This window comes from Actinoplanes sp. NPDC051343 (assembly GCF_044455125.1).
Lineage (GTDB): Bacteria > Actinomycetota > Actinomycetes > Mycobacteriales > Micromonosporaceae > Actinoplanes.
The window spans coordinates 1,301,294-1,324,295 of the sequence record NZ_JBITEL010000001.1 but is presented as its reverse complement, the minus strand read 5'-3'; the positions used below and the strand labels follow the sequence as shown (position 1 = coordinate 1,324,295).

The window sequence follows — 23,002 nt, the reverse complement described above, 5'->3', positions numbered from 1 at the left end:
TGAGGATAGACACATCGTGACCGCCATCAGCCTCGATCAGGCCATCGACCTGACGCGCACGGGTGACATCTGGATCTTCCGCGGCCGGTCCGGGCCCGACCGGGCCATCCAGACCCTGACCAACAGCCCGGTCAACCACGTCGGCATGTCGCTGGTCATCGAGGACATGCCGCCCCTGATGTGGCACGCCGAGCTCGGCAAGTCGCTGCCCGACCTCTGGTCCGGCACCTTCCAGCGCGGCGTCCAGCTGCACGACCTGCGGGACGCGGTCGCGGTCTGGGGTCACCGCTACGGCCAGCGGGGCTGGTTGCGCCAGCTCGACCCCGGCGCCACCAAGGCCATGGAGGACAAGGCGCTGAGGACAGTGGCCCGCCTCGACGGCACCCCGTTCCCGTCCTCGGCCCAGCTCGCCTCGCGCTGGGTGCGCGGCCGGTTCCCGTCGCTGCGGCGTTCGTCCATCGCGCTGGAAACCGCCTACTGCGCCGAGGTCGTGGCGCTGACGTACGAGGAGATGGGCCTGCTGCCGCGGGGCCGCAAGCCCAACTGGTACGACCCCGGGCGCTTCTGGAGCGGCGACGAACTCGACCTGTGCGCCGGTTTCACGCTCAGCGACGAGATCGCGGTCGACGTCTCGGTTTAAGCGGCCGCTCCGGCCGGTGCCCGCAGGTCGGCCACCCGGTGTCCGGCGTTCCTGATCTGGCCGTCCACGACCAGATAGAAGGCGGGGAAGGCCGAGGCGCTGAACGCGGTCGTGGCCGGGCCGTCCTCCGGCTCGTGTACCACGGTGGCGACGCCGCGCAGCCCGTCGACCAGCTCGGTGCCGTGCCCGTCGAGGCCCGACACGACGGCGAGCACGCTGGCCGGCCCGCCCGGCATCGCGCGGGCGAAGTCGGCCGCGTTGCCCAGCTCGTCGAGGCAGTGCGAGCAGGTGGAGGACATCAGCGCGATCAGCTTGCGGCCCTCGCGCAGCCACTCGTCGTCGACCGCGGCGCCGTCGATCGCGGTGGCCTCGACGCCGGCCACGCTGGTGCCGACGGTCAGCAGGTCGGCCGGCCGCCGGGCCTGCTCGAGGATCGTGGTGTGCTCGCGCAGCCGCCGGATCACGGCGACGGTCAGAATCAGGTTGAGGACGCAGATCACGGCCAGGATGACGACGGTCGCTGCGAGGTACGACATGTTCCGCTCTTTTCGCTCGGGTTCGGTGCCCGCGCTCGCGCGCGGGCACCTTTGACGGGGTCAGCAGCAGTAGCTCTTGCTGGCGCAGCCGGAACCCTTGGGACAGGTCCGGGTGCAGTACCACTGGCAGCCCGGCTCCCCGAGCAGGTAGGTGCTGACCGAGCACTGGCTGCAGGACAGCGCGTCGGCGGACGACTTCGGCAGCAGGGCCGACAGCATGCGGTCGCCCAGCGAAAGGATCGCCTTCATTTGGTACTCCTCACCAACGGGGCCGGGACCGTCCCCCGGCCTGCGGCGACAGAGTGCCGGGCCGGGTTGCCGTCGCCTTACCCGCCCGCTACCGCGGCGCTCCCGGCGCCGTTGAGGGCCCGGCCCCGCGGGGCCATGATGCAGCCATGACTCTGGTCGCGGTTGTTGCCGGGCTCGTCGCGACCGCGCTGGTCGCGTTGCGGCGGCGCCTCATGGTGGTCACGGTGGTCGGCGACAGCATGGTGCCGGCCTACCGCCCGGGGGACCGGCTGCTGGTGGCACGCGGGGCCGCTTCCGTGTCGGCCGGTGACGTGGTGGTGTTCACCGGCGGTCGCCGAGGCCATGCCGGTCAGGTGGTCAAGCGGGTGGCGGCGGTGCCCGGCGACCTCGTGCCGGTTTCGGTGCTGGGCGCGGTCGGCGCACGGACCGGCCAGGTGGTGCCGCCCGGGCGCCTGGTCGTGCTCGGTGACGGGGTGACCAGCGTGGACTCGAGGGAGTGGGGCTACCTCCCGGCGGCCCGGCTGACCGGCCGGGTGCTGCGCAAGCTGGGCTGAGCCGGATCGCCCGGCTTCGCCGGACGGGTGCTCGCCGGGCCGGGCTGAGCGGGCTGAGCGGGATGGCCAGGCCGAGCGGGATGGCCGGGCTGGGCCGGGTCGCCGTCGCGGATGCCGGCGGCCAGTCGCTGCAGGGCCGAGCACGGGTTGATGCCCAGCTCCTTGCGCAGCTGCACCCGGCCCGCCTCGTAGCAGGCGAGCGCCGCGTGCCGCTGGCCGAGTCCCAGGTAGGCCCGGATCAGCAGCTCCCGGGCCCGCTCGCGAAGCGGGTCTGCGTCGACCACCGGGCCGAGGTCCTCGAGGACGGCCAGCGGGCGGCCGCGGCGCAGCTCGAGTGCCGCCTTGTCCTCGGCGACCAGCATCCGCAGCTGGTCGAGCCGCTCGGCGTGGCGGCGTACCTCGCCGGCCGGGATGTCGGCGAAGGCGGGGCCCCGCCAGCGGCGCAGCGCCCGGCCGAGCAGCCCGGCCGCGTCGTGCGGGTTGTCGGCCGCGGACGCCCGGTCGACCAGCTCGGTGAAGTCGTGCACGTCGCTGCGTACGGTCGCGCCGTCGAGCTGATAGCCCGGCTGCCGGGTGATCAGCGCGGCGGCCGCGGGCTCGCCCGCGGCGAGCCGGAACAGCTTGCGCAGCGCCGAGATGTGGCCCTGTACCTTGAGCACCGCCGTGCGGGGCGGCCGTTCCGGCCACAGGGCGTCGACGAGGCGGCTGACCGGCACGACGGAGCCGGCCCCGATCGTCAGCACGGCCAGCACCGTACGGGTCTGCTGCGCGCCGATGACCACCGGCCGCCCGCCGACGCTCACCTCCATCGGGCCGAGCACGTTGAGCCCGAACGTGATCGAGTCGCTCATCGGTCGTCACCGCCACCTGTCAGTTGGTATCCGTCGGCCTGCGAGCGGAACAGCCGGGCGTAGTCGCCGCCCCGGCCCATCAGCGTGTCGTGGTCGCCGCGTTCCGCCACGACGCCGTCGCGCAGCACCACGATCTGGTTGGCGTCGCGGACGGCCGAGAGGCGATGCGAGATCAGCAGGCTTGCGCTGCCGTGCCGCATCTCGGTCAGCCGGGCGTGGATCTCGCGTTCGGCGGCCGCGTCCAAGCCGGACGACGGCTCGTCGAGGATGAGCAGGTCGGCGTCGCGGCGCAGCAGCGCCCGGGCCAGCGCGAGGCGCTGCCATTGGCCGCCCGAGAGCTGCGCGCCCGCTCCGTCGTGGCCGGCGAACATCCGGCTGAGCATCGTGTCGTAGCCGGCCGGCAGGGCGGCGATCCGCTCGTGGATGCCGGCCAGCTCGGCGGCCTCCGTGATCTTCGCGCTGGATTCGAGCGCCGCCACGTCGCCGACGCCGATGTTCTCGGTGACTGTCAGCTCGTACGTCATGAAGTCCTGGAACAGCACGCCGATCCGGCGGCGGTAGGCCTGCGGTCCGAGGTCGCGCAGGTCGACGCCGTCGAAGGTGATGCGGCCGCGATCGGGCTCGTAGAGGCGGCACAGCAGCTTGACCAGAGTGGACTTCCCGGCCCCGTTGAGCCCGACCAGCGCCACCGACTCACCGGCCGGGATGCGCAGGTCGACGCCGCGCAGCACCCAGTCGTGGTCGGGGTGGTAGCGGAACCACACGTCGTGGAACTCGATCCCGTGGCGCAGCGGGGCGAGTGCCGGTTCCTGGCCGGCCGGGGCGGGCGGGCCGCCGGCCACCGCCGTGTAGTCGTCGTAGAGGGCGCGCAGCGGTCCCAGCCCGGTGAGCCGGCCGACCGTCGTGGCGAGCGCGCCCTGCACGCCGGCCAGCGCCGCGATCAGCACCGCGAGGTCGCCCACCCCGGCCTGCCCGGCCCGGATCCGGGCGGCGAGCACCAGCAGGGCGGCCCCGGAGACCGCCGCGGTCAGGATCGAGAGCGCGGCGTCGACCCGCAGCGTGGTCCGGTCGACCCGGTGCTGCCCGCGCTGGGCCGCCCGCAGCTCGGACAGCATCCGCCCGCGGAACAGATCACCCAGCCCGAAGAGCCGGATCTCGCCTGCCGCCCGGGGGTTGAGCATCAGCGTCGTGTAGAAGACCTGCCGCCGCAGCATCGGGCTCATCTCGGCCTGGTTCTCGGTCTGCTGCCGGGCCAGCCGCCATTGGGCGGCCAGGATCGGTACGGCCGAGCCCACCACCAGCAGCGTCGTCAGCGGCGAGATGGTCTGCAGGGCGATCAGGAACCCGGCCAGCGCGACCACCGACTGTCCGGCGTCGACCACCGACTCGGCGAGCTGGGCGATCCCGCCCCCGGCCGCCTGCTGGGCCAGCCGCAGCCGGTCGTGGAAGGCCGGGTCCTCGAGTTCGGCGATGCCGACCGGCGCGCACACCGCGCCGAAGAGCCGCACCAGGCTCCGGGCGCTCACCCTCCGGCCCATCTCGCCGGTGGCGTAGTGCACGGCGTGCCCGGCGATGGCGATCGCGGCGCCCAGCAGGGCGAGCGCCACCAGCGGTACGGCGATCGGCCGCCCGTCGTCCGCGGTGAGCCGGTCGAGCACGACCTTGGTGAGCCAGGCGACCGCGGCCGGGGCGATCCCCGCGACCAGCGCCGTGCCCAGTCGGAGCGTGGCGATTCCGGGTGCGGCCCGCACATAGTCGGCGACCGCTCGGGCGACCGCCATCAGGCGGCCATCGGGGTGAAGAGATCGGCCAGGGTGTCCCAGTAGACGACGACCGCGACCAGCGGCCCGGCGGCCAGGGCGGCCATCGCCCAGCCGCCGGGCGCGAGCGGCATCGTGCGTAGCGCCAGGGCGGCCGCGCCGACCAGCATGAGGACGATGTTGCGCACCACGTGCCGGGTGCCGACCGGGCTGGTCGAGGCGAAGAAGCAGTTGCACGGCCGGTCGGTGGCGCGGGTCCGGGCGCGGCCGAGCACGACGGTGAAGGCGGTCAGCAGCAGCAGCGCCAGGATCGGCGCGGTGACGCTGCGGATCGCGACCAGCGCGACGACGAGCAGTTCGGCGCCGATGACCGCCGGGGCGGTCAGCCGGGCCGGGCCGGGCGGCAGGCCGGTGAGGTCGGTCACCGAGGTGCGGAAGCCGCGGTAGGCCCCCGGGTTACGGATTTTGCCGGCGGCCGAGACGAGAAAGACTCCGGCGATCACGAGAGCGGCGACGGTGCCGAGATAGGCCCGGATCATGAGCCGGAACTTTGCTGTGGACATGGCAAAGCAAGCACTGCACAAGCCCCCGTTCCGTGCAGTCAGCGAGAACGCTTCCCGATGATTCGTTCATCGGAAGGGCCATGTCAACCCGTGTGCGGTACCGGAACGGCGATCGACAAACGTCGATCGATCGTGGACCGAAGATCAAGAAGCCGGGCCGCCGCGGCAGACGGGCGGCGGGTCGTCGGTAGGGGTGTAGAGCAGCTTCAGTGAGGTCGCCCTGCCGGGCAGGAGGCGCAGAACCGGGATCGGTTTCTCGAAGGCGTCCCCGCGCCGCGGGCTGTCGTCGGTCACCAGCGCGACCGGGCCGGTGGCGCCGCAGAACGGGTTGGCCCGGTTGAATTGGGCGAACCCGTTGAACAGGTTGCCACCCGACGTCCCGGGCGGAAGTGCGCTGATGACGAAGGTGGCGGCGCCGACCGCCAGCTCGACGGCGTCGAAGGCGGACATCGCGCTGCCGTCGGTGAGGTCGGTGGCGATGTTGACCGGGTCGAGCCGGCCCCTGAGCTCGGTCAACCGTGGCGGCCGGCTGCCGGTCGATGCCCCGGGATATCCGATGGCGGTGTAGACCATCGTTAGCGCGCTCTCGCGCAACGGCCTGGTGAACGCGACGTCCGCGCTGTTGACCAGCGCCGCGGCGTCGTCGCCGCTGAGGACGGTCAGCGGCATACGCGAGTCGCAGTGTGCGCCGACCTGCTCGACGAAGTACTGCAGCTGCGCGGCCCGCGCGGCGACATAGACGGCGCTCGGATGCGCGCCGCACATCGAGGCGGCGAACGTGTCCAGGGCCTGGCTCCAGCCCGGTGCCTGCCCGTCGTAGGTCAGCGTCACCGCGTGCGGCACGGATTGCTTGAACGCCTTGGTGAGGTTGACGACGTAGTTGTCCTGGGGCGTGCCGGACGCGATCACGTAGACGCCGTTGACCCGGTCGAGGGCGGATTCGTCGAAGGCGCCCTGGAGGTAGGCGATGGCGGCCGCGATCTGCTGGGTGTTCGTCGGGCCGACGCGATAGAGGTTCGGGAAGGTGTGCCCGTTGAGGTCGTCGGCGGTGATCATCGCGCCGACCATGGGCCGCCCGGCGTTCGCGAGCCCGCCGGCGAGCTGGTACGTGTTCCGGATGCTCTGCCCCAGTCCGACCACCACGTCGGCCGGGTCGCCGGCCGTGGTCAGGCCGGTGAGCACCTGCTGCCAGCCGACGCCGTCGTGGCCGAAGTTAGCGATCAAGAGGCGGACCTTGAGCGGGGCCGGGCCCGCGTTGGCGGCGGACTGCGCGGCCCAGGCGCCGGCCAGCTGGTGCAGCACGCTGATCCTGGTCAGCGTTCCGAGGTCGTTCCAGGGCATCGGCAACGCGTACGCGATCGTGACGTGTCGTGCTTTGCCGATCGAGGCGTTCTGCTTGGCGATCAGATCCTCCAGGCGTCCGAGGTCTCCGTCGATCGTGGCGTCGCCGAGGACGAAACGGTAACTTCCGTCCGAGACGCCGACACACTCGTCCGAGCCGCCGACCTTGACGACACCGGCGCCGCAGGAGTCCGGCTGCCCGATCTCGTGGATGACCCAGACGGCTACGCCGGTCAGCACGGCGAGCGCCAGCACCACGCAGAGCGCGATCCGGGGGATGCGGCTGGGGCCGACCGGCTCGATCGGGGAAAGCACGTGGCCGTCAGTCAAGTCCGTCCGCCTTCTTCTGCAGTTCGTCGGCGCGGGAGTAGAGCGCGTCGGCGAGGGCCGGGCGGGACGCGTGGAGGGCCACCGCGAGCTCCCCGTACCGCCGCCCCGAGTAGCGCAGCCGCCACGCCGGATCGCCGCCCAGCGGATCCGATCGCAGCCACTCGCCGACGACGAGCCGGGCGATGTCGCCGGTCACGGGCTCCTCCGGGAAACCGTCCAGGACGTCCTTCTCCGCCGGTGCGGTGTCCGCCGCGACGGCGTTCGGCGCCCGGCACACGGCGTCGAGGCAGTCGAGCCAGCGCCGGGCGGTCTCGGCGGGACCGGGCTGTCGTTCGGCGGGATCGGGCCGGCGTTCGGCGGCCCGCCGCAGGTGGCGGCTGACGAAGAGCAGGTGCCGGTGGTCCGGAAGGCCGAGCCGCTTCTCGCAACCGGCCAGGGCGAGATGGTGGTAGAAGACACCGTCGTGGTCCCGGGCCAGCCGGAAGTGGCCGGACAGGCGCTGGTGTACCCGGGCCCAGCTGTCGGGATGCGACTCGGGCCGGTGCCGCAGCGAGAGCAGCAGGAGCGTACGCAGCCACGGGTGCAGCCGTACCGGCGCGATGTCGGGGACCGCCCAGAGTGAGTCGAGGACCGCGGCGATGACCGGGCCGGGCTGCCGGTCCGCGCCGGCACCGAGCGCGGCGGCCTCCGTGGTGGGCGTGAGTTCGTGCGCCGCCGAGCAGGTGATGAGCGGCTCGCGGATGTCGGCGGGGATGGCGTCGAGCAACTCGTCCCGCAGGGCCTGGCCGGCGCCGAGCAGCCGGCGTACCGCGCCGGGGTCCCGGTTCAGCAGGTCGAATCCGCCGGCGTGCCCGGCGCTCACCCGCGCGGGCAGCGCGTGCGGGCGGGTGAACGGGAGGCCGTTCAGGCGTAGCGGCTCGATCGGCAGGTGCCATCCGCTGCGCGGGGGCTGACCGGTCTTCCGGAAGGTGGCGCCGAGCAGCGGGCGGCCGGTCGACGCGACGACGAGGAGTGGGTCGCGCACGTGCCCCGGTGCCCTCCGCGCCGAGATCAGGAGCTCGAGGAACGCCGCCCCGCCGCCCCGGTCGGCGTCGTCGATCAGCGCGACGCAGGCGACCCCGGCCTGCCGCGGACCGCCCCGGATCACGTCCCGGCGCAGCGGCCGGTAGTCGTCGGCGAGGTCGGCGAGAAGGGCCTTCAGAAGCCGTACGTCCGCTCCGCGCCGCTCGCCCGGGTCCTTGGAGTGGGCCTCGCCGCTGAGCCCGACCAGCGCGTCGCACGCCGAGGCCGAGTTGCCGTCGGTACGCCACCAGGGCTCGGCGCGCAGCCGCAGGCGGCCGAAGCCGGCGTGCACCAGCGACAGCAGTTGTTCGCCGAGGCCCTCCGGTGCGGCCGGTGCGGCGGCCTTGACGGCGAGGTCGATGGAACGCCGGGCGAAGGCCGTCACGTTGTCCGGCAGCCGGCCGCGGCGCAGCTCACGCAGCAGGACGCTCATCCGGGCGCCGGCTTGCGCCCGATCGTCGATGCCGGCCAGGTGCGCGATGGCGAAACGCCCCAGCAGGAACCGGGCGAAGCGCAGGTCACCGACGCCGGTCTGGCGTTTCATGAGCTGCCACACCAGGACCGACATGATCTCGGTGGGCGAGCCGACCTGCGGGTCGGCGCTCGACACGAAGGCGCTGTGCACCTTTCCGGTCAGGCGGTTGAGGTCCCGCAGCAGGGTGGTCCGGCCGCTGCCGACCGGCCCGCCGACCAGAAAGACGGGAAACGCCGGTTGCGCGGGCGGCCACCGGACCGCCCGGAGGATCCGGGCGGTGATCTCGTCACGGTCGCCTGTGGAGGACACGGGGCCATGATGTCGGCCCCGTGTTCCCTATCCGTCGCCCAACAAGTCCGTCCTTCGGACCGCTCACCCGTTGGGGCGCCTGCCCCGCCGGTCAGCGGTTGCCGCGGCGGCCGGCGCGGGTGCCGGCCGAGAACGCGGCGGCACCACCGGACGACGACGGGCGGGCGCCGTTGGAACCGGACCCCGACCGCGTCTCGCTGGTGTGCACCGGGGTCGACCCGCTGCGGCGTCCGCGCGACTGGCCGGCGCCCTGGGCGGTGCCGCCGCGACTCGCGCCGGACGGCTCGGCGCGACCGGTGCCGCGCTGATCGGACCGCGTCCGGGCGGAGCGGCCACCGGGCGCGTGCTGCTCGCCGCCGGCGGCCGCCGGGCGGCCGCCACGACCACGGCCACGACCCGACCGTCCGGCCGACGCGTCGCCGGCGTGGTCCGAGGACACGCCGGCCGGCGTGGAGCCACCGGACCGGGAGCGCCCACCACCGGAACGGCCGGTCGACGAACCGCCGGCACCGTCGGAGTCACGGCCGGTGGAGCTCGACGCGGCCGACGGGGCCACGAACGTGCGCTCACCCGGGGCCAGTTCGGCCAGCAGCGGGTCGCCGGGGCGGGTGCGGCGGGTCGTCGGGCGTACGCCGGCGCGCCGGGTCAGGTCGCGTACCTCCGCCTGCTGATCGTCAGTCATCAGGGTGACCACCGTGCCGGCCGCGCCGGCCCGGGCCGTGCGGCCCGAGCGGTGCAGGTACGCCTTGTGCTCGACCGGCGGGTCGGCGTGGATGACCAGGGCCACGTCGTCGACGTGGATGCCGCGGGCCGCGATGTCGGTGGCGACCAGCGTGCCCGCCGTGCCGTCGGAGAAGGCGGCCATGTTGCGGTTGCGGGCGTTCTGCGCGAGGTTGCCGTGCAGTTCGACCGCCGGGACGCCGGCCTGGATGAGCTGGCGGGTCAGCACCTTGGCCCGCCGCTTGGTGCGGGTGAAGACGACCGAACGGCCGGGTGCGGCCAGCAGGTCGACCAGCACCGGGAAGCGGTCGTCGGCGCGCACGTGCAGCACGTGGTGCGACATCTCGACCGGTGCCTCGGTGGCCGAGTCGACCGAATGCGTGACCGGCTTGTGCATGAAGCGCTTGACCAGCACGTCGACACCGTTGTCGAGGGTCGCCGAGAACAGCATGCGCTGGCCGTTGGACGGCGTCTGGTCCATCAGGCGGCGGACGACCGGCAGGAAGCCGAGGTCGGCCATGTGGTCGGCCTCGTCGAGCACGGTGATCTCGACCGCGTCGAGGGACGCGTGGCCGTTGCGGAGGTGGTCGTCGAGCCGGCCCGGGCACGCGACGAGGACATCGACCCCGGCCCGGAGGCCACGGATCTGCGGGGTCGGCCCGACGCCGCCGAAGACGGTGAGCGTGCGCAACCCGAGCTTGGCGGCCAGCGGCGCCATGGTGGCGTCGATCTGGGTGGCCAGCTCGCGGGTCGGCGCCAGGATCAGCGCCCGCGGCCGGCCCGGCTTGCGCGGCCGGCCGGCGGCGGCGAGCCGCGCGAGGAGGGGCAGCACGAAGGCGTACGTCTTGCCGGAACCGGTGCGACCGCGGCCCAGCACGTCGCGTCCGGCCAGCGAGTCGGGCAGCGTGGCCGCCTGGATCGGGAACGGGGTGGTGATGCCGAGCTCCGTGAGTGCCGTGGTGAGGGCCTCGGGCACGCCGAGCTCGGAGAAGGTGCTCATGTAGTGGGGACTCCCAAGATTTCTTGCACGAACGATCGATTGTACGTGGGTTCGGCGAAAGCAACCGTTTCGCACCCGACAGCGACCCGAATAGCACTCAGCGTGATTGACCGTTCTTCTCAGCGCTGGTATCCCCCTGCCGGCCGGTAGCCGAGGAGAACCCCCACATGAGCGGTGCACTTGACGCCAATCCGCTTGACGCCAACCGCCGTCGCGAGGACGTCGTCCAGAAGCATATGCCGCTGGTCGGGCATCTGGTCCGCGAGATGCTGGCCCGGGTCCCGGCGCACGTCAACCGCGACGACCTGATGTCGGCCGGATACGCCGCCCTGGTCGGCGCGGCCCGCGGCTTCGACGACGAGCGGGGCGTGCCGTTCGCCCGGTTCGCCGCCGCCCGGGTCCGCGGTGCCCTGCTCGACGAGTTGCGCGGCCTCGACTGGGCCAGCCGCTCGGTGCGGCAGCGGGCCCGGCGTACCGACGCGGCCCGCCAGGAGCTGACCGCCGAGCTCGGCCGCACCCCGACCCTGCAGGAGGTCGCCGACCGGCTGGGCTGCAGCACCGAGGACATCGAGTCGGCCGACGACGACGTGCAGCGGGCGGTCGTGTTCAGTCTTCAGGGGTTCGCCACCGCCGGGGCCGAGGACGTCGTGACCGAGCCGAGTGCCGGCCCGGAGGAGATGCTCATCCGGCGGGAGCGGCTGGGCTACCTGCGGCACGCGATCGACGCGCTGCCGGAGCGGCTGCGCGTGGTGGTGCAGGGCTACTTCTTCGACGAGCGGCCGATGGCCCGGATCGCGGCCGACCTCGGTGTCACCGAGTCGCGAGTATCACAGTTGCGGGCCGAGGCGCTGGGTCTGCTCAAGGACGGCCTGAACGCCCATCTCGACCCGGCGCTGGCCGCCCAGAGCCCGGTCAAGGAGGGCTGCGTCGCCCGGCGGCGTGCGGCCTACTACGAGCAGATCGGGGAGCGCGGCTCGCTGCGGACCCGCCTCGCGATGACCGGCCCGGACGGACTGCCCGTAGCGGCTTGAGGGAAGGCCCGCCGCAGCACCGCGGCGGGCACACGCGTACGTCCTCAGGCGCCGGAACCGGCGCAGGTGCCGGCCTTCTTCTGGGCCGCGATCGCCTTGACCGCACCGAGCTTGTAGAGGGCGAGGCCCTCCGGAGCCGGCTGCAGTTTCCAGGCGTTGTTCTCGTAGACCATCGTGTAGGACTGGGTCGCGACCAGCTGCTTGGCGATCACGATCGCCTTGTCCGTGCCGTCCATGCGGGCGCTGCTCAGCTGGATCGCCAGCCCCTTGCGGGAGCAGGCCTGGTTCAGCTTGACGTAGTCGGCCTGGCTGATCGCCGCCTTGCCGGCCGTGGTGTACATGTCCCACGCGCCGGCGAAGTCGCCTCCGGAGAAGCGATCGAAGACGGTCTGCGCGGCGGCCTTGGCGCCGTCGATGGTCTTCGGCTCGGGGCCGGTGCCCGCGGCGGCCGCGGCGTTCCCGGCCGGGGCGTCGTCCTTGGTGCAGGCGGAGGTCACGCCCAGGGCGGCGACGGCGATGAGGGCCGCCGCGGCGATACGTCGGAACGGGTGGATGTGGGTCATGTCCGGACTAATGTCGATGGGCCGTCGCGCGTAACGGCTCGCCGGGGAAGTTGACGGATTGCGGACAGAAAACCGGTGAGCCGTAACCTGACCGGCACGGGTTTGGGTACGCCGGTCGATGCGCTAATCTGGCTGATTGCCCGGGAAATAAAAAAGACAGCCAAGATTGGCTGTCGACGCCAACTGGGCTGCCTAAATCAGCGGGAGTTTAACACAAAGGGGAGTGGCTTTGTCAAGCTCCGCCACGGAGACGCGGGATGCCGACATGCGTTCCGAACAGGCGTACCTGACCACCCTCTACGAGCGTCTCGATCAGTTGCGGGCGCAGGCCGATGACCGCCTGCGCGCGATTCTGCTGGAGAGCGGCGGCACCCCGCAGGGCCGCACCCAGCGCGAGGCCACCCGCCATCACTATGCCGAGCAACTCGCCCAGATGAATGCGGTGGAAAACGCGCTCTGTTTCGGCCGCCTCGACTTCCAGGCCGACAATCCGCGTTACATCGGCCGCATCGGCCTGTTCGCCGAGGACGCCGATCGCGATCCACTTCTGGTCGACTGGCGGGCGCCCGCCGCACGGGCGTTCTATCTGGCCACCGCGGTCTCACCGGACGGCGTCACCCGCCGCCGGCACCTGCGCACGCGCGGCCGGAAACTCACAGGCATCGACGACGAGGTGCTCGATCTCTCGACCCCGCAGAACGGACACCGGGAAGACGTCACCGGCGAGGCCGCGCTGCTCTCCGCGCTCACCGCCAACCGCACCGGCCGGATGCGCGACATCGTCGAAACCATCCAGGCCGAGCAGGACGAGGTGATCCGGGCCGGCCTGCCCGGGGTGATGGTCGTGCAGGGCGGCCCGGGCACCGGCAAGACCGCGGTCGCGCTGCACCGGGCGGCCTACCTGCTCTACACCTACCGCCAGCAGCTCACCAAGCAGGGCGTGCTGATCCTCGGGCCCAACCCGACGTTCCTGCGCTACATCTCACAGGTGCTGCCGTCGCTCGCCGAGACCGGTGTGTTGCTGGCCACGCTGGGCGACATGTTCCCCGGCGTACGGGCACGGGCCGCCGAATCCGGCGCCGCCGCCGCCCTCAAAGGCGGCACCGTCATGCTCGACGTGCTGGCCAAGGCGGTCGCCGACCGTCAGACCGTGCCGGAGACGTTCGCCGAGGTGGACCACGACGGCTACCCGCTGCGCATCGAGCGCGCAGTGCTCGAGGACGCCCGGGCGGTGGCCCGGCGGTCCGGCCGGCCGCACAACGTGGCCCGCTCGATCTTCGTCACCGAGGCCATCCACGCCCTGTCGCTGGAGATCGCCGAGCGCATCGGCGCCGACCCGCTCGGCGGCGAAAACCTGCTCTCCGAGGCCGACCTGGCCGAGACCCGGCGCGAGCTGCGCGAGGACATCGACGTCCAGATGGCGCTCTTCGACTTCTGGCCGGTGCTGACGCCGCGGCAGGTGCTGCGCGACCTGTTCGGTCACCGTGAACGCCTGGAAAGCGCCACCGCCGGCCTCCTGAGCGACGAGGATCGGGACCTCCTGCTGCGCCCGCACGACGCCCGCTGGACCCCGGCCGACGTACCCCTGCTCGACGAACTGGCCGAACTCCTGGGCGTCGACGACACCATCCGGGCCCGCGAGGTCGCGCGGGAACGCCGCGAGGCCATCGAATACGCCGAGGGCGTCCTCGAGATCGTCGAGGGCTCCCGCTCGCTCGACTTCGAGGACCAGGAAGAGGAGATCCTCTCGGCGACCGACGTGGTCGACGCCAGCGCCTTCGTCGAACGCCACGAGGTGATCGACACCCGCACCGCCGCGGAACGCGCCGCCACCGACCGCACCTGGGTCTTCGGCCACGTCATCGTCGACGAGGCGCAGGAACTCTCCCCGCTCGCCTGGCGCCTGCTCATGCGCCGCTGCCCGAGCCGCTCGATGACGGCGGTCGGCGACGTCGCGCAGACGTCGGAGCTCTCCGGCACGACCACCTGGGACGCGGTCTTCGAGCCGTACGTCGGTCAGCGCTGGCGCCTGGTCGAGCTGACGGTCAACTACCGCACACCGGCCGAGGTCATGGCGGTCGCGGCGGACGTGCTGGCCGCGGTCGACCCGGCCCTCCAGCCGCCGCGGTCGGTCCGTTCGGCCGGCGTCGCGCCGTGGTCGCTGCGGGTGCCGCCGGTCGCGCTTCCCGCGGAGATAATTGCGGCCGTACGCCTGGAGGCCGCCGAAGCGGGCGAGGGCCGTGTCGGGGTCCTCGTGCCCGAGGCGCGCGAGGCCGAACTGGGCCGGGCCCTGGTCGAGGCGGTTCCCGGTGCGGCCGTGGGGGAACAGCCCGACCTGCTCAACCAGATCGTCCTGATGACCGTCCGGCAGGCCAAGGGCCTCGAGTTCGACTCCGTCGTGGTGGTCGAACCCGACCAGATCATCGCCGAGAGCCCGCGCGGACTGTCCGACCTGTACGTGGCGGTCACCCGGGCCACCCAGCGTCTGGGCGTGCTGCACACGGCAGATCTGCCCAAGGTGCTGTCCGCCCTGGCCGCCTAGCTGTAGTGACCATGAGCGTTGTTGACACGGCGTGGCGGCTTGATCAATGAGAAGACCTCCGGCGAGGTGGAAGTTGCGACGCTTTCACCCTGACCGGAGGTCTCTATGGCCCACCGTAATGCCCGGCTGACCCTGCACGGCCGACGGCTGCTCATCCAGCGTGTCGTCGGCGACGGCCGACCGGTAGCCCACGTCGTCGAAGAACTAGGCGTGTCCCGCGCGACCGGCTACAAGTGGCTGACCCGCTGGCGCGCCGAAGGCGACGCCGGGCTGACCGACCGGCCCAGCACAGCTCATCGGCTGCCCGGCAAGACCAGCCCTGAACTCGAAGCCCTCGTCTGCGAACTACGAACCAGAACCAAACGCGGCCCGCGCCGTCTGGCACCACTGCTCGGCCTGCCCGCCTCCACGATCCACGCCGTACTGACCCGCCATGGACTGCACCGTCTCGCCTGGCTCGACCGTCCTACCGGCCAGCTGATCCGCCGTTACGAACGCGACCGGCCCGGCGAACTGATCCACGTCGACGTCAAGAAAATCGGCCGGCTACGCGAAGGCGGCGGCTGGCGCGTCCACGGCCGCGGCAGCATCCAGAACCTCGCCGCCCGCGCCGGCACCAGAGTCGGCTACGAATACGTCCACGCCGCCATCGACACCACTCCAGGCTCGCCTACGCCGAGATTCACCCCGACGAGAAAGCCGATACCTGCGCCGGGTTCCTGCACCGCGCCGCCGAACACTTCGCGGCCCTGGGCATCCCCGCCATCGAACGCGTGATGACCGACAACGCGATGGCCTACCGCCGCGGCCGGGCCTGGAAACAAGCCCTGACCGCACTCGGCGCCCAAGCCCGATTCACCCGCTCCTACCGGCCTCAGACCAACGGCAAAGCCGAACGCTTCAACCGCACCATGTCCGACGAATGGATCTACTCCCGACCCTTCACCAACAGCCAGGACCGCGCCGACGCCCTCCCCGGCTGGCTCCACGAATACAATCACCATCGAACCCACACCGCGCTCGGAGACCAGCCACCCATCAGCCGTGTCAACAACGGTCCTGCTCACTACACCTAGCTGGTCGACAGGGTCGGCGACGGGCGCTGCGGCTGTTTGTCGTAGAGCCCGTCGCGGACGCTGGCCAGGTGGGCCGCCCACTCGGCGTCGGTGAAGACCAGGGCCGCGCGGTCGCGGTCCTTGGAGTCGCGCACGGCGACGTGGCCGGGCATGGCCGGCAGTTCGATCGCTACTTCGACGCACTGGCCGGTGCCGGAGGAGCGTCCGGTGGTCCAGTTGGCGCCGGTCAGGTCAACGTTCACGGTCGACTAGCTCCTTCATGAGGCAGGACAAGAATCCGATCGTCTGGTCAACGTCGAGGGCGGCCGCCTCTAGAGCTGTCCAATCCGCCTCGTACGTGGCCACCTCAGGTGGCGCCTCGGAATAGAGCGCCCCGGTCCGGTTTTCGCTGTAGAAAGTGGTCGGAGCGGCTGGGCTGTCACCGTCGCCCGGGAAATCCAGCAGAGTGAAGGCACCGGTGACACAGGCAACGTGGAGTCCGGCCGACAGGGGCAGGACCCGCACTGTCACATTGGGTAGTTCAGTCGCCTTGAGCAGCTTCCACAACTGGGCTCGCATCACTGATTCGGGGAGCCTGGTCAGCAAGGCCGGCTCACCGATGATGAAGTCCAGCCGCAGCGGCGCGGGAAATGCCCGGGTCAGCAATTGCTGGCGGGAGTGCCGCACCTCGGCTGCCGCGGCCACGTCCTCGTCGCTGAGCTCGGGTGCGGCGTACCGGATCGACTGTTCCATATAACCGTCTTCCTGGAGCAACCCGTTGACCAGGAAAGGGTCGAAGGATCGTTCCCGGCTGGCCATCTGCTCCAGGGCGACGTACACCTCGAACCAGCTGCTCACCAGGTCGCCGCGTGAATGCCACCACCGTCGTGCGGTGCCCTTTGTTTCGCGGGCCAGCGCCTTCAGCGCCTCGCGGGTCTGCGCGGGCGAGTTGTAAAGGCGGCAGAGGTTGTCGACCTTGCCGGCCGGGGTCGGCACCGTACCCTGCTCGATGCGCCGAACCGTCTGCTCGGACTGGTCGATGGCCTCGGCCGCCTCGACCTGTGTCCTACCGGCGCGCGTCCGGGCCTGCCGCAACGCGACGCCGAGAATGCGCCGGGGGATCGTCGAGCCTGCGACCGCTTCCGTCATCCGGGGCCGCCTCCGTTCGCTGTGGTTCCCCGGCACCTTCCACCGTGGAAGCCTCCGGGACGTGGATGTGAGCGGTCAACCAGAAATTTCCGCGCCGGGGAAGATCAACCGCGCAAAAGACATCATGAGTGGTTGACCCCTCCACCGATCAGCTTGAGCATCTATACCCAATCGATACAAGTGATCACAAGGGGTGATCGATGCTCGCGACCGTCGGCGTCATCGCCGGGCTCGTCCTCGGCGTGGTGGCCGGTCTGCTCGCCAAGCCGGAGCGGCCACGGTTCAGCTCCTGCTGCGGCACCACGCTCGGGTGCGTCACCTGCGTCTTCTGCGTCTCCTGCGGCAACGGCGGGGAGGTGGCCCGTGCGGCGCCGAACTCCGGAAGCTGAGGAGGATCCGGTGCCGCGCCGGTTCCGGCTCGTCGGGGCGGAGGGTCCGGTGGCTTACGGGCTCGGCCTGCCCGGCGGTTCGGCTATTTGTGTTGCGTGGCCCGAAAAAACCGGCACCACCTTCTACTCGGCGGAAAGCGCGGAGCGATGCGGTCTCCTCCTCGGCGGTGACGTCGAATGGATTGACGAGGAAGCTGGTCGGCGGTGCTGAGGGCGTACCGGAAAAAGCGGTGGGTCCGGCAAATGCCGGACCCACCGCTGGTTTTTCGAAAGAGGTCAGGCCGCAGTGGCCGGGATGCCGACGCCGAAGCGGGTGTGGCCGTGGTTGTTGGTCATGGCCAGGCGGCTGTTCATCGACGTGCTGCTGGCGATCGAGGCGTAGTAGTTCGCGCGCCGGCGGGCCGTGATGCTCTCCGGGTTGTCCGGGGTCGGGGCCAGCTCCGGGTCCAGGTGGGTGTTGAGGCCGTCCTTGAGCAGGGCCAGCGCCTCGGCGCGCAGCTGGCTGATGCGGCTCTCGGTGACGCCGAGGTCGGCGGCGATGTCGGCCATCGGGCGCTCGCGCAGGAAGTACTCGGTGATGACCAGCTGCAGGCGGTCCGGCAGCGAGGAGATGGCGTGGTGCAGGTAGCCGATCTGCTCGCGGCGGATCAGCATGTCCTCCGGGCCCGGGTTCTTCTCGGTGACCAGGTCGTCGGCGCTGCTGGTGGTGAAGCCCTGCAGCGACAGTACGGTGGCGCGCTGCACGTCGGTGTCGGTCTGGTTCAGGTCGGTGGTCGTGGTGCCGAGCGCCTGCGCCAGCTCCTCCGGCGTGGGCGTGCGGCCCAGCGTGGTGGTCAGGTGGGTGCGGGTGGTGTCGGTCGCGCGGGCCTTGGTGCGCACCGAGCGGGTCGCCCAGTCCAGGGCGCGCAGCTCGTCCAGGATCGAGCCGCGGATGCGGGTCGAGGCGAAGCGGTGGAACGGGATGCCGCGCTGCGGGTCCCAGCCGCGGGCCGCCGTCACCAGGGCGTGCAGGCCGGCGCTGGTGAGGTCGTCGCGGTGGATGTGGTTGGGGATGCGGCTGAGCATGTCCCGCACCAGGTGGCCGACCAGCGGCATGTGGGTGCGGATCAGCTCTTCCTGCTCGCGGGCGGAGAGCACGGTCACGGCGGTGGTGTCGGCGTCGAAGTCGGCAGCGGTCGTGGCGGTGCTGGTCATGTCGTTTCCCCCGTTTGAAGTCGGCGGCCCGGTGAGGCCTTCCGGCTGACAGGAGGAACTCTGCGTGTCCGAAGGTGCTGCTTTCGGTCACGTCAAGGTGCGTACCGGTTGCAAGGGATTCCTGGCCGGAACGATCGGCTGCGGGGACCCCGGCTTGAGGTTTGTTGCGGCCGGACGGCAGCATGAACCCATGAATGGCAACATCGCGGTGGACGTCATCGCCGGTCTCGTGATCGCGCTCGGCATCGTCGGCGTGGTCATCCCGGTGGTGCCGGGCCTGCTGCTCAGTTGGCTCGGGGTGGTGCTGTGGGCGCTGCTGAGCGGCGCCGGTCACCTGCGCTGGATCGTCCTGGCGATCGCGACCGTGGTGGCCGTGCTCGGCGCGGCCATCAAGTGGCTGCTGCCCGGCAAGCGGCTCAAGAGCGTGGGCGTGCCCAACTCCGCGCTGTTCGCGGGCGGCGCGCTGGGCCTGATCGGCTTCTTCGTGATCCCGGTGGTCGGCGTGGTGATCGGGTTCGTGCTCGGGGTTTATCTGGTCGAGCGGGTGCGGCTGGGTCCCGGGCGGGCGTGGCCGTCGACCCGGGAGGCGATCACCGCGGCGGGGCTGGCGATGCTGATCGAGTTCACGACGTCGGTTGCTGTCGCGGTGGTCTGGGTTTTCGGGCTGCTCGCAGCCTGACGGCGAGCAGAGCCAGAACCCCGGCCACCGAGGCGGTCGCGGCAATTTCAAGAGTGCGCGGCGGGCCGGATGCGGCCCGCGCTTCCGGTACGGCCGGACCAGCGCTCGTTTTCGCGGCTGCCGACTCGGCCGACGGCCTGGGTGCGACGTCGGCCGGTGTGATCAGGGTGCCCACCGAGGCGTCCCGGGGCAGCGAGAACCCCCAGTTGAGCAGGGCCTCGCCCTGCTGCCAACCGCGCATCGGCCGGGTCTCGGCCCCGAGCAGCGTGACCACCAGCCGGCGCCCGTTGCGCTGGGCCGCGCTCATGTAGCTGGTGCGGGCGACCGTGGTGAATCCGGTCTTGCCGCCCATCGCGCCCGGGTAGTTGTAGATCAGCTTGTTCTCGTTCTGGAACTGGAATCCGGGCTTCTTCAGCTTCGGCTGGGCCGGCATGTACGCCGTCTTCGTCAGCACGTACCGGCGGAAGTCCGGCTTCGTGAAGTCTTCCCGCGCGATCAGCGCCAGATCGTAGGCGCTCGTGAACTGCCCCTTGCCGTCGAGCCCGGACGGGGTGACCGCGTGGGTCTGGAACGCGCCGAGCCGTTTCGCCTCGGCGTTCATCGCGGCGACCGTCCGGGCGACGCCGTCCGGGCCGCCGCCCCCGGCCAGCCGGGCGAGCGCGTTGGCGGCGTCGTTTCCCGAGTTGAGGAGCAGGCCCAGCCAGAGCGTCCCGATCGAGTAGCGCCCGCCCGGGACGATGCCGACGGCCGACGAGTGCGCCTCGATCTTCAGATCGCTCGGAACGGCGGTGATGACCTGCCGCGGGTCGAGCTTGTCCATGACGGTGGCGGCCAGCAGCGTCTTCTGCACGCTCGCCGGGGTCTGGTGGACGTGCGGGCCGCAGCCGCCGAGGACCTGCCCGGTGTCGAGGTCGGCGACCATCCAGGTGGTGGCGGTGACGGCCGGCGGGGGCTTCGCGCCGAGCGGGACGACCAGGCCGTGGGTGGCCAGGGCGGGGCCGCCGATCGCGGTGTCGGCCGGGTTGTCGGGCGGCGGGACGGGCCGTGGAGGGACGTTCTTGGGTTTCTCGATCACCTTGGGCTTCGGGCAGGGGATCTCCGCCTGCGCCCGGGCTCGCGCCGGTGCGCCGACGACCTGCGCCTGAGCGGCCGGCGGGGGAGCGGCCTGTGCGCGGACGGCCGCCTGCGCCGGGGCGGCGGTGAGGAGGGCCGGCAGCAGCACGGAGGCTGCCGCCGCCGCAAGACGAGGGATTACGGCCATGAGACCCCGTGCTCGAGACGCTTGTCGAGCAGGCGGCCCAGGGGCACCGTCTCGCCGTCCCCGCCGCCGGCGCCGACGATCATGCGGGGGACGCTCGGCGATATCTCGGCCCCGGCGAAGCGTGACCTCAGCGACGACGGCACGGACAGCACGTAGTAGGCGCCGTCCTCGCCGACCGCGACCGACCGGTTGGACTTCAGGTACCACCCCTTGACGCGGGTGCGGTAGGTCGACCGGCCGTCGAAGGTGCGGGCCGACAGCGGCTGGGGCGCCAGGCCGCGCTCGGCGGCCCGCCGGACGAAATCGGCCAGCAGGGCGCTCGCCTCACGGGCTTCGGCCGCCCGGTCGGCGTCCTGCGCGGCCGCGTGCCCGGCGACCGCCCGCCGCCGCTGCTCCTGCCAGGCCGCGCGTTCGTCGTCCATGCTCAGGACCCTAACGCGACCGCGGACGGCCCTTCCACCCGCATCTTTCCGCATCGTTTCCTGGTGAATGACGTCCCGCCATTTGAATTCCGATCGGGTGGTGGTGCGAAAAGAAATGCGAAATCAGCCGGAAGAGTTGCGCGAGAAGCCGGTAAGGAGCGAGACTGTGCGCGGTTGATCGGACACTCGGGAGTCATTATGGCGCGGCAGGTAATCACTACCCTGATCGACGATCTGGATGGAAAGAAGGCCGATCGCACCGTCGAGTTCAGTCTGGACGGGGTGAACTACACGATCGACCTTTCCGAGACCAATGCCGGAAAGTTGCGTAAGGCGCTGGACCCGTACATCAATGCGGGCACCCGGCTCGGGCGCTCGGCCGGCCGCATCCCGGCCCGGCGCAGCGGACCGGCCCGCACCGCGGGTTCCCGTGACGAAAACCGGCTGATCCGCGAGTGGGCGGTGGCCAACGGGCACCAGATTTCGGAGCGCGGGCGCATTCCGCAGGGCGTGAGCGACGCCTACCGTGCGGCCAACGGCCGCTAATAGGCGCAATTGAAAAAAACTAGGCGGTGCGCAGGTCGCCCGCCGCCTCGTCCTCGCCGGTCGCGACCTGGAAGGCGCGTAGCGCCCGCACCAACTCCTCGCGCGCGGCCGGCGTCATCCGTTCCAATACCGCCGCGAGTGCGTCCCGCCGCCGGGTGTGCAGATCGTCGAGAAGGCGCCGGGCCGACGTGGTCAGCAGCAGCCGGACCTCGCGCCGGTCGCGCGGGTCGGGCACCCGGCGCAGCAGGCCGGTCGCTTCGAGGCGGTCGCAGAGGCGGCTCGCCGAGGAGGGCACCACCTCGAGGGCCTCGGCGAGGCGGCTCATGTTGGTGTGCCGGTTGGTCGCGACGATCGTGAGCACCCGCAGCTGGGCCGGGGGGATGGCCGGCACCTGGGCGAGCCGGGCCGCGTCGAGCACGCCGATGAGCGCCTCGGCGGTCGCTTCGACGGCCGTGGCGATCTCGGACACTGGATCTGAGCCGGACATGTGCCTTCCTGGGCTCGTTGCGCGATGCCCGTACCCCGGCGGTCAGCGGATCATGCCGATTCAGCGTTGCCAATCCAGGCAGACCACCACGGCGTCGTCCTCGGGGTCGGTCCCGTCGTGGTATTCGCGCAGGCCGCGTATCACCGTACCGACCGCCTCGGTGGGCGGCTGCAGGCGCGTCCGGCGTACGGCGGTGAGCAGGGCCGACGTGCCGTAGGGCGGCCGTCCGCCCGGTGTTGCCGCGTGCACGCCGTCGCTGACGACCAGCAGGCGTTCGCCGGCGCCGAGCCGGAAGCGCTGGATCTCGTAGCGTCCGTCGTCGAACATGCCCAGCGGCAGTTGCTGGTCGAGGGTGACCGTGCGAATCTCGCCATTCCTGGCGATCATCGCGCGCGGCGAGCCGGCGTCGACCGCCGCGACCTCTCCCGACTCGAGGTCGACCTCGAGCAGCAGGGTCGCCACGTGGGCGTTTCCGGCGTACTTCGCATAGACCGCGTCCGACGCCAGTTCGGCCTGCTCGACGATTCCGGCGCCGGAGCGGCGCGCGTTGCGCATCGCGTTCACCGCGACCGTGGTCAGCAGGGCCGCCTCGATCCCGTCGCCGTGTCCGTTGAGCACGGTCACGGTCAGCTGGTCGCCGGTGACCACCCAGTCGTAGTGGTCGCCGTACATCGCGTACGCCGGCTCGAGCGCCGCCGCGAGCTGGAACCGGTCACCCGAGAGCGACCGGCCGGGTAGCAGATCCCACTGCAGCTCGGCGGCCATGGTGAGCCGTTGCCGGCGCTGGATGCGGCGGTAGCGGTCGGTGTCCTTGTCGGCCGCGCGCATGGCGACCGACAGTTCGTCGGCGATGTCGGCCAGCTGCTCGGTGAGTTCCTGGTCGACCGGCCGGCCGAATTCGATGCGCAGCACTCCGGTCCGGTCGCCCCAGGCGCTGAGCGGCAGCAGCACCCGGGTGAGGCGGCCCGGCGCCGACTCGACGACCGGGCGCTGGCTGCCGAAGCAGCGCTGTTCGAGTGGGCCGCCGGGGTCGCCGGCCGGGTCGAGAACGGGGCGAAGGGTGCTCATGGTCAGGTCGGCGAGCAGCACCTCGACCCGCTCCGCACCGGAGGTCTCGCGCAGGTGGGCGGCCGCGACCTCGGGGAGGCGGTCGGGCGGCGCCGTACGCAGCAGCGAGCCGACTGGTAACGGTCGGTCGGACACTGGACCATCCCTTCGCTGAACGGCAATAGTTGCCAGAGAGCAAGTATGATAGGCGCCCGTCATCGGGATCTGTGCACCGGCCGCCAACCGC

Annotated in this window: 22 protein-coding genes and 2 pseudogenes; 8 read left to right on the top strand and 16 right to left on the bottom strand. The window is 71.6% G+C overall.

Annotated elements, in window-relative coordinates; all coding sequences use genetic code 11:
• Positions 1-13 precede the first annotated feature (13 nt).
• On the top strand, positions 14-640 hold the full coding sequence (locus ACIA5C_RS05940; RefSeq protein ID WP_396052042.1) for a hypothetical protein: 627 nt from the start codon (positions 14-16) through the stop codon (positions 638-640).
• Here ACIA5C_RS05940 and ACIA5C_RS05935 read toward each other — a convergent pair.
• Together ACIA5C_RS05935 and ACIA5C_RS05930 are read right to left on the bottom strand one after the other, a co-directional pair.
• A complete protein-coding gene (locus tag ACIA5C_RS05935; protein WP_396051678.1) occupies positions 637-1,176 on the bottom strand; it encodes a hypothetical protein in 540 nt (179 codons plus the stop codon). The two genes, ACIA5C_RS05940 and ACIA5C_RS05935, sit on opposite strands and share 4 nt — an antisense overlap.
• A 60-nt stretch (positions 1,177-1,236) precedes the next feature.
• A complete protein-coding gene (locus ACIA5C_RS05930) occupies positions 1,237-1,425 on the bottom strand; it encodes a hypothetical protein (protein ID WP_396051676.1) in 189 nt (62 codons plus the stop codon).
• Between the two features lie 146 nt (positions 1,426-1,571).
• Between ACIA5C_RS05930 and ACIA5C_RS05925 the strand changes: the two genes are divergently transcribed.
• Positions 1,572-1,979, top strand: coding sequence for a S26 family signal peptidase (locus ACIA5C_RS05925; RefSeq protein WP_396051674.1), 408 nt, complete (start codon positions 1,572-1,574; stop codon positions 1,977-1,979).
• Here the strand turns inward: ACIA5C_RS05925 and ACIA5C_RS05920 are convergent.
• The 6 genes and pseudogenes from ACIA5C_RS05920 to ACIA5C_RS05895 form a co-directional block, all read right to left on the bottom strand.
• Positions 1,928-2,830, bottom strand: a complete 903-nt coding sequence (locus ACIA5C_RS05920) for a BTAD domain-containing putative transcriptional regulator (protein ID WP_396051672.1) — start codon at positions 2,828-2,830, stop codon at positions 1,928-1,930. The two genes, ACIA5C_RS05925 and ACIA5C_RS05920, sit on opposite strands and share 52 nt — an antisense overlap.
• The gene (locus tag ACIA5C_RS05915) at positions 2,827-4,611 is read right to left on the bottom strand and encodes an ABC transporter ATP-binding protein (RefSeq protein WP_396051670.1); all 1,785 of its coding nucleotides are present in this window, start codon (positions 4,609-4,611) and stop codon (positions 2,827-2,829) included. Before ACIA5C_RS05915 ends, ACIA5C_RS05920 begins: the two co-directional genes overlap by 4 nt.
• Positions 4,611-5,153 (bottom strand): MauE/DoxX family redox-associated membrane protein, encoded by a 543-nt coding sequence (locus ACIA5C_RS05910; RefSeq protein WP_396051669.1) that lies wholly within the window; start codon positions 5,151-5,153, stop codon positions 4,611-4,613. Before ACIA5C_RS05910 ends, ACIA5C_RS05915 begins: the two co-directional genes overlap by 1 nt.
• Positions 5,154-5,297: 144 nt before the next feature.
• Positions 5,298-6,824 (bottom strand): ABC transporter substrate-binding protein, encoded by a 1,527-nt coding sequence (locus tag ACIA5C_RS05905; RefSeq protein WP_396051667.1) that lies wholly within the window; start codon positions 6,822-6,824, stop codon positions 5,298-5,300.
• Complete coding sequence (locus ACIA5C_RS05900) at positions 6,817-8,670, bottom strand: hypothetical protein (RefSeq protein ID WP_396051664.1); 1,854 nt, start codon at positions 8,668-8,670, stop codon at positions 6,817-6,819. Before ACIA5C_RS05900 ends, ACIA5C_RS05905 begins: the two co-directional genes overlap by 8 nt.
• 558 nt (positions 8,671-9,228) lie before the next feature.
• Positions 9,229-10,390, bottom strand: a pseudogene (locus tag ACIA5C_RS05895) (DEAD/DEAH box helicase); the annotation flags it as partial.
• Positions 10,391-10,557: 167 nt separating this feature from the next.
• Here ACIA5C_RS05895 and ACIA5C_RS05890 point away from each other — a divergent pair.
• The gene (locus ACIA5C_RS05890; RefSeq protein WP_396051662.1) at positions 10,558-11,421 is read left to right on the top strand and encodes a sigma-70 family RNA polymerase sigma factor; all 864 of its coding nucleotides are present in this window, start codon (positions 10,558-10,560) and stop codon (positions 11,419-11,421) included.
• 44 nt (positions 11,422-11,465) lie between these two features.
• Here ACIA5C_RS05890 and ACIA5C_RS05885 read toward each other — a convergent pair whose 3' ends face one another.
• Positions 11,466-11,984 carry a hypothetical protein gene (locus tag ACIA5C_RS05885; protein ID WP_396051661.1) on the bottom strand — a complete coding sequence of 173 codons (519 nt, stop codon included), beginning with the start codon at positions 11,982-11,984 and terminating at the stop codon, positions 11,466-11,468.
• A gap of 265 nt (positions 11,985-12,249) precedes the next feature.
• On the opposite strand from ACIA5C_RS05885, the gene ACIA5C_RS05880 reads away from it, so the two are divergent.
• The gene (locus ACIA5C_RS05880; RefSeq protein ID WP_396051659.1) at positions 12,250-14,526 is read left to right on the top strand and encodes a HelD family protein; all 2,277 of its coding nucleotides are present in this window, start codon (positions 12,250-12,252) and stop codon (positions 14,524-14,526) included.
• Positions 14,527-14,631: 105 nt separating this feature from the next.
• A pseudogene (locus tag ACIA5C_RS05875) lies at positions 14,632-15,602 on the top strand (IS481 family transposase).
• Here the strand turns inward: ACIA5C_RS05875 and ACIA5C_RS05870 are convergent.
• Together ACIA5C_RS05870 and ACIA5C_RS05865 are read right to left on the bottom strand one after the other, a co-directional pair.
• On the bottom strand, positions 15,599-15,844 hold the full coding sequence (locus ACIA5C_RS05870) for a DUF397 domain-containing protein (RefSeq protein ID WP_396051658.1): 246 nt from the start codon (positions 15,842-15,844) through the stop codon (positions 15,599-15,601). The pseudogene ACIA5C_RS05875 and the gene ACIA5C_RS05870 sit on opposite strands and share 4 nt — an antisense overlap.
• Positions 15,834-16,676: a helix-turn-helix domain-containing protein gene (locus ACIA5C_RS05865; protein WP_396051656.1), complete on the bottom strand. Its 843-nt coding sequence runs from the start codon at positions 16,674-16,676 to the stop codon at positions 15,834-15,836. The genes ACIA5C_RS05870 and ACIA5C_RS05865 overlap by 11 nt, the downstream gene beginning before the upstream one ends.
• A gap of 254 nt (positions 16,677-16,930) precedes the next feature.
• On the opposite strand from ACIA5C_RS05865, the gene ACIA5C_RS05860 reads away from it, so the two are divergent.
• Entirely contained in the window at positions 16,931-17,119 is a 189-nt protein-coding gene (locus ACIA5C_RS05860) for a hypothetical protein (protein ID WP_396051654.1), read from the top strand.
• 276 nt (positions 17,120-17,395) lie between these two features.
• On the opposite strand, the gene ACIA5C_RS05855 is transcribed toward ACIA5C_RS05860, so the two are convergent.
• Positions 17,396-18,313 (bottom strand): sigma-70 family RNA polymerase sigma factor, encoded by a 918-nt coding sequence (locus ACIA5C_RS05855; protein ID WP_396051652.1) that lies wholly within the window; start codon positions 18,311-18,313, stop codon positions 17,396-17,398.
• Positions 18,314-18,503: 190 nt separating this feature from the next.
• On the opposite strand from ACIA5C_RS05855, the gene ACIA5C_RS05850 reads away from it, so the two are divergent.
• Positions 18,504-18,992 (top strand): DUF456 domain-containing protein, encoded by a 489-nt coding sequence (locus ACIA5C_RS05850; protein WP_396051649.1) that lies wholly within the window; start codon positions 18,504-18,506, stop codon positions 18,990-18,992.
• On the opposite strand, the gene ACIA5C_RS05845 is transcribed toward ACIA5C_RS05850, so the two are convergent.
• A complete protein-coding gene (locus ACIA5C_RS05845) occupies positions 18,937-20,253 on the bottom strand; it encodes a D-alanyl-D-alanine carboxypeptidase family protein (protein ID WP_396051647.1) in 1,317 nt (438 codons plus the stop codon). The genes ACIA5C_RS05850 and ACIA5C_RS05845 overlap by 56 nt on opposite strands.
• Positions 20,244-20,675, bottom strand: a complete 432-nt coding sequence (locus tag ACIA5C_RS05840) for a hypothetical protein (RefSeq protein WP_396051645.1) — start codon at positions 20,673-20,675, stop codon at positions 20,244-20,246. The genes ACIA5C_RS05845 and ACIA5C_RS05840 overlap by 10 nt, the downstream gene beginning before the upstream one ends.
• Before the next feature lie 198 nt (positions 20,676-20,873).
• Here ACIA5C_RS05840 and ACIA5C_RS05835 point away from each other — a divergent pair, with 198 nt between their 5' ends.
• Positions 20,874-21,221: an Lsr2 family protein gene (locus ACIA5C_RS05835; RefSeq protein WP_396052040.1), complete on the top strand. Its 348-nt coding sequence runs from the start codon at positions 20,874-20,876 to the stop codon at positions 21,219-21,221.
• Positions 21,222-21,240: 19 nt separating this feature from the next.
• On the opposite strand, the gene ACIA5C_RS05830 is transcribed toward ACIA5C_RS05835, so the two are convergent.
• Both ACIA5C_RS05830 and ACIA5C_RS05825 read right to left on the bottom strand, forming a co-directional pair.
• The gene (locus tag ACIA5C_RS05830; protein ID WP_396051643.1) at positions 21,241-21,708 is read right to left on the bottom strand and encodes a MarR family winged helix-turn-helix transcriptional regulator; all 468 of its coding nucleotides are present in this window, start codon (positions 21,706-21,708) and stop codon (positions 21,241-21,243) included.
• A gap of 60 nt (positions 21,709-21,768) precedes the next feature.
• Positions 21,769-22,911, bottom strand: coding sequence for a PP2C family protein-serine/threonine phosphatase (locus ACIA5C_RS05825; protein WP_396051640.1), 1,143 nt, complete (start codon positions 22,909-22,911; stop codon positions 21,769-21,771).
• Positions 22,912-23,002 lie beyond the last annotated feature (91 nt).